The following is a 5,429-nucleotide window of genomic DNA, read 5'->3' as shown; positions in this document are numbered from 1 at the left end:
ATCGCAGGCGCGCCATCGGTTCAACGCCGAGAGGCGCGATTGCAAATCGGGCGGCGCGGGTCCACTCTCCGCGCAAACGGGCAGAACACGGACCATGCACCACGACAGTCTCGACGCGTTCCGGGCCGACCGGACCGACCTCGGCAAGGGGCCCTTCGCCGTGATCGTGTGCGAGGACCGGACCGCGATCGACAGCACGCTCGGCCATGTGCTGAACCTCGGGTTCCGCGGCGTCGTCCTGGTGGCCGCGCCCGAGATCGAGACGGCCCGCCTCGGCACGGACACCGGCGTTCCGATCCACGTCATCGCCGACCGGGGGCGGCGGCCGGGCGTCGCCATGGACGCGGTCAACGCGCTGATCGACAAGGTGCCGGGGCAGTGGATCCACTACTGCTACAACGGCGAATACCTGTTCTACCCGTTCTGCGAGGATCGCACCGTCGGCGAGATGACGACCTGGGTGATGGAGGAGCGGCGCTTCGCCGTGCTGACCTTCGTGATCGACCTCTACGCGGGCGACCTCACGCGCCACCCCGACGCCGTCTCGCTCGAGCACCCCCTCTTCGACACCTCGGGCTACTACGCCGAGACACGCCGGCGCGAGCCCGACCTCGTGATGGAGCGGCAGCTCGACTTCTACGGCGGCCTGCGCTGGCGCTTCGAGGAGCATGTCGCCAGGCCCAAGCGCAAGATCGACCGCGTGGGCCTGTTCCAGGCGCGGCCGGGCCTCAGGCTGCGCGAGGATCACACGCTCAGCGACGAGGAGATGAACACCTACGCCTGCCCGTGGCACCATTCGCTCACGGGGGCGATCTGCTCGTTCCGGGTGGCCAAGGCGCTCAGGACCAACCCCGGCTCGCGCCACGACATCGCCGACTTCCGCTGGCACAAGTCCGAGCGGTTTAACTGGTCGTCGCTCCAGCTCATGGAGCTGGGCCTGATGGAGCCGGGGCAGTGGTTCTGAGCGGCTGAATGCGCGCCGCGCTGACCGATCCGCCGATCCTCGCGCTGATGGTGGCACAGACGCTGATCTGGGCCGCGATCTTCTACGTGTTTCCCGCGCTCGTCCTGCATTGGCAGGCGGAGTTCGGCTGGTCCTCGGGCCAGGTCATGGGGGCCTTCTCGCTGGCGCTCGCGGTGCAGGGGCTGGGCGCCCGGCGCTTCGGCGGGCTGGTCGACCGGGGCCTCGCGCCGGTGTCGATGCCGGTCGGCGCGCTTCTCGGGGCCGGGTGCCTGCTCCTGCTCACGCAGGTGACGGAACTCTGGCAGTTCTACGCGCTCTGGGGCGCGATGGGCGCGGCGATGGGCCTGACGCTCTACGACACGGCCTTCGCGCTCGTCATGCGCAGCCGGGACGCCACGGCGCGCGAGGCGATCACCGCGATCACGCTGGTGGCGGGCTTCGCCTCGACGCTGGCCTACCCGCTGACCGCTTGGCTGTCGGAGGTGTCGGGCTGGCGCACGGCGGTCCTCGTGCTCGCGGGCCTCGTCGTCTTCGTGAACCTGCCGCTCGCCCGCTTCGCCGCCGTCCGGCTCGAGCGCGAGGGGGCGGGCCGTCCCCTGCCCGACGCCGCCCCGGCGCCCGAGGCGCGGCGGCGGCCGGGGTTCTGGCCGCTGACCATCGGCCTCGCGCTCTCGATGCTGGCCGTCGGCATCGTCACGAGCCATCTCCTGCCGCTCCTCGCAGCCCTCGGCGTCGCCACGGCCTCCGCCGTGCTGGCGGCCTCCCTCATCGGTCCGGCGCAGGTGGCCGGGCGCATCGCGCTCACCGCCTCGGGCACGCGCCTGCCGGGGCAGCGCCTCGCGGTCCTCGCCTTCGCGGGCATGGGCCTGGCCGCGGCGCTCCTCTTCGGGGCGGGCCTGCTGCCCGTCCTCGCCTTCGGCTTCGCGATCCTGCACGGCATGTGCAACGGCCTCGTCAGCATCCTGCGCCCCGTGGTGATCCGCGAGACGCTCGGCCCCCGCGACTTCGGCGCGGTGCAGGGCGCGGTGGTGCGCCCCGCCCTCTTCGCCTTCGCGGCGGCGCCCTTCGTGGCGGCGATGATCGTCGAGGTCGGCGGCTACCTGCCGGTGCTTGCCCTGTGCATCTTGGCGCAAGCGGCCGGCGCCGCGCTCCTCCTCCGGCTGCCCGCGCGGATATGAGAAGGGGCGGCCTTGCCGGGCCGCCCCTCGCGTCTGTCGGACAGGTCCGCCGGATCAGGCGGTCTCGGCGCTCCGCTCGGCCTCGATGGCCTTCGGACCCGAGCCCGAGATCTCGATGCGGCGGGGCTTCAGCGCCTCCGGCACCTCGCGCACGAGGTCGACGTGCAGCATGCCGTTCTCGTGGACCGCGCCCGTCACGCGGACATGATCGGCGAGCTGGAAGCGCTTCTCGAAGGCGCGCGTGGCGATGCCGCGATGCAGGTAGGTGCGCGGCGTCTCGTCCTTCTCCTTGCGGGCGGCGATGACCAGCTCGGCCTCGCGCTGCTCGACGGAAAGCTCGGCCTCGGTGAAGCCCGCGACCGCGATCGAGATCCGGTAGGCGTTCTCGTCCGTCTTCTCGATGTTGTAGGGCGGATAGGTGCTGGCCGCGGTGTCCTGTGTCAGGACGCGGTCCAGAAGGTCGGCCATCCGGTCGAAACCGACGGTGGCACGGTAAAGCGGCGAAAGATCGTAGGTGCGCATCTGTCATCCTCCAGTGAGCGACAACCGTTGTTCGGGCGGCCCCGTCCTGCGGGCGCCGTCCTTGGGGAATGCGCCGGTCCGCTCTCGGCCCCGGCACGAGGGGAATCTGGGAAACCGGCGGAGCGGTTTCAAGCCCGCCCCTCACGGCCTGATGAAGCGCGCTCCGATGTCCTCGCGCCCGCCCGCCGCACCCGGCAGGGTGCGCCGGACGACCGCCGCCGACGCGCTGCCGTCGACCCGGGCCATCAGCTCGGCGAAGGGCCCGTCGAGCGCGACCGCCATGGAGAGCGCCGTCCCGCTCCGGTCCGTGGCGGTGGCCGAGATGACCGCCACGACCTCGGGACCGGCCTCCGTCACGCGCAGCACCGGCGCGCCCGAGCTTCCCTGCACCACGTGGCAGGAGAGGACGCGCACCGCGTCCTGCCCCTCGAGGATCAGGCAGCCCTCCTCGATCGAGGCATGAGCCTCGCGCTCGGCGCCGTAGGAGACGACCGTGACCTCGCTCCTGGGTGTGGCGTCGCGGCCCGTCGGGATCGGACGGATGCGGTTCGCGCCGAGAGGCAGGTCGAGTTCCAGCAGGGCGAGGTCGTTGCCCACGCTCTCGAGGTCGGGCCGGGTTCGCAGGACGTAGGCCGCGGGAACCGCGCTCCGCCGCACGCCGCGCAGCGCCTCGGGCCGCCCGTTCCGGAGCCCCGCCTGGAAGGTGAGGTCGCCGTCCGGGATGCGCCGACGCGTCTCGGGGTGGAAGAGGCAATGCGCCGCCGTCAGCACCAGCCGCTCCGAGATCAGCGTGGCCGAGCAGAAGGACACGCCGGTGTCGAGCCGCCCCACCCCGGTCCAGGGCTGCGCCGCCTCCGCGTTCGACAGCGGCCTGAGCCCGCCCAGCGCCGCCGCCCGCTGCTCCGTCGGCAAGTCCTGCGCGGCGGCGGGGGCCGCGAGCATCGCGGCGAGGATCAGGGGCAACAGGCGCATGACGGGCCTCCGTGCGGCATCATCCTCGCACCGGCCTAGCCCGTCCAGATGGCCGAAATTGGGCCGTCAGCGCAGGATCGGCACCGGCACCTCGCGCTTGCCCGGCGCGTCGAGCGCGGGCGGACGCGGACCGCCCGTCGCCCAGTCGAGCAGCTCGACCGTGTGCACGATCGGCACCTCCGTGCCCGAGCCGATCTGCATCATGCAGCCGATGTTGCCCGCCGCGATGATGTCGGGGCGCGTGGCCTCCAGCGTCTCGACCTTGCGCGTCTTGAGCTGCCCCGAGATCTCGGGCTGCATCAGGTTGTAGGTCCCCGCCGACCCGCAGCAGAGGTGGCTGTCGGCGGGCTCCGTCACCTTGAAGCCCGCGCGCTTCAGCAGGTCCTTGGGGTAGGTCTTGATCTGCTGGCCGTGCTGGAGCGAGCAGGCGGCGTGGTAGGCGACGCGGTGGCCCATCCGCGCCTCCGGCAGGTCGAGCTTCATCAGCACCTCGGACACGTCCATGGCGATGGCGCTGACCGCCTTCGCCTCCTCGGCGAGGCTCTCGGTGCGGAACATGTGGCCATAGTCCTTGACCGTCGTGCCGCAGCCGCTCGTGTTGATGACGATGGCGTCGAGCCCCTCGCCCCGCATCTCGCGCGTCCAGGCCCGGATGTTCCGCGCCGCCGTCGCGTGGCTCTCGGCGGTCTTGCCCATGTGATGCGTCAGCGCCCCGCAGCAGCCCTGCCCCTCCGCGATGACCACGTCGCAGCCGAGCCGCGTCAGCAGCCGGATGGTGGCGTCGTTGATGTCGGTGTTGAGCGCCCGCTGCGCGCAGCCCGTCATCAGCGCGACGCGCATCCTGCGCGCGCCCTGCGCCCGGAAGACCTGCGGGTCGTCGTTGCGGCTGACCGGCGGGATCGTCTTCGGCGCCATGGCCAGCATCGCCTTCAGCCGCGCATCGGGCATCAGGAACGCGAAGGGCCGCCCGATCTTCGCGCCCAGCAGCGCCACCCGGAAGCGCGTCGGATAGGGCAGGATCTTCGCCAGCGTCCAGCGCAGAACCCGCTCGAAGAGCGGGCGCTTGTAGGTCTGCTCGATGTATTCCCGCGCGTGGTCCACGAGGTGCATGTAATGCACGCCCGAGGGACAGGTCGTCATGCAGGCGAGGCAGGAGAGGCAGCGGTCGATGTGCTTGACGGTCTGCGCGTCGGCGGGCCGCCCCGTCTCGAGCATGTCCTTGATCAGGTAGATCCGCCCGCGCGGGGAATCCAGCTCGTCCCCGAGCACCTGGTAGGTCGGGCAGGTCGCCGTGCAGAAGCCGCAATGCACGCAGGCCCGCAGGATCTCGTTCGACCGCGCCGTCGCGGGGTCCCTCAACTGGTCGGGCGTGAAATGGGTCTGCATCGAGAGGCCTTCAGATGAACGAGAGAAAGACGAGGCCGAAGAGCGCCGAGGTCACGAGGTAGACCAGCGTGAAGACGCCGCGCGCCTTCCAGACGCTCTCGAAGCGGCCGAGATAGAGGTGGTAGAGCATCCCCGCCACCGCCGCCGCCATCACGCCCACGCCGAAGGCGGCCAGCGCCTCGGGGGCGACGCCCGCCACGGGTCCGGGCACGAGAATGGCCACGAAGACCAGCGCCGCCGCCACGAAGAGCGCGCCCTGCGCGATCAGCGCGCCGCGGGGCCGGTCGGACATGAGCGCAAGCCCGCCGAAGAGCGCGGCGGAGACGAGGGCGACGGGAAGCGCTTCGGCGAGGACCATCCTGCGCTCCCTCACGCGGCCATCAGGCCGGGGTTCAGGATGCCGCGCG

Annotated in this window: 6 protein-coding genes; 2 read left to right on the top strand and 4 right to left on the bottom strand. The window is 71.6% G+C overall.

All coding sequences use genetic code 11. The annotated features are described in order from the left end of the window. The first annotated feature begins 94 nt into the window (after positions 1-94). Positions 95-964 carry a hypothetical protein gene (locus ACTS11_RS00740; RefSeq protein WP_442638443.1) on the top strand — a complete coding sequence of 290 codons (870 nt, stop codon included), beginning with the start codon at positions 95-97 and terminating at the stop codon, positions 962-964. A gap of 8 nt (positions 965-972) precedes the next feature. Then, positions 973-2,142 (top strand): MFS transporter, encoded by a 1,170-nt coding sequence (locus ACTS11_RS00735; protein WP_442638442.1) that lies wholly within the window; start codon positions 973-975, stop codon positions 2,140-2,142. A 54-nt stretch (positions 2,143-2,196) separates the two neighbouring features. Here the strand turns inward: ACTS11_RS00735 and ACTS11_RS00730 are convergent, their stop codons facing one another. The 4 genes from ACTS11_RS00730 to ACTS11_RS00715 all read right to left on the bottom strand — a co-directional run bounded on the left by ACTS11_RS00730 (position 2,197) and on the right by ACTS11_RS00715 (position 5,380). Further along, a complete protein-coding gene (locus ACTS11_RS00730) occupies positions 2,197-2,664 on the bottom strand; it encodes an Hsp20 family protein (protein ID WP_442638441.1) in 468 nt (155 codons plus the stop codon). 141 nt (positions 2,665-2,805) lie between these two features. Then, positions 2,806-3,636 carry a trypsin-like serine peptidase gene (locus ACTS11_RS00725; RefSeq protein ID WP_442638440.1) on the bottom strand — a complete coding sequence of 277 codons (831 nt, stop codon included), beginning with the start codon at positions 3,634-3,636 and terminating at the stop codon, positions 2,806-2,808. 66 nt (positions 3,637-3,702) lie between these two features. Then, entirely contained in the window at positions 3,703-5,022 is a 1,320-nt protein-coding gene (gene glcF / locus ACTS11_RS00720; protein ID WP_442638439.1) for a glycolate oxidase subunit GlcF, read from the bottom strand. A 10-nt stretch (positions 5,023-5,032) separates the two neighbouring features. Further along, a complete protein-coding gene (locus ACTS11_RS00715) occupies positions 5,033-5,380 on the bottom strand; it encodes a hypothetical protein (RefSeq protein WP_442638438.1) in 348 nt (115 codons plus the stop codon). Between the last annotated feature and the right edge of the window lie 49 nt (positions 5,381-5,429).

Origin of the sequence: Roseicyclus sp. (genome assembly GCF_052168335.1) — a bacterium.
GTDB lineage: Bacteria > Pseudomonadota > Alphaproteobacteria > Rhodobacterales > Rhodobacteraceae > Roseibacterium.
Note: the sequence above shows the minus strand (reverse complement) of the source record. Positions and strands in the feature narration are given on the sequence as shown.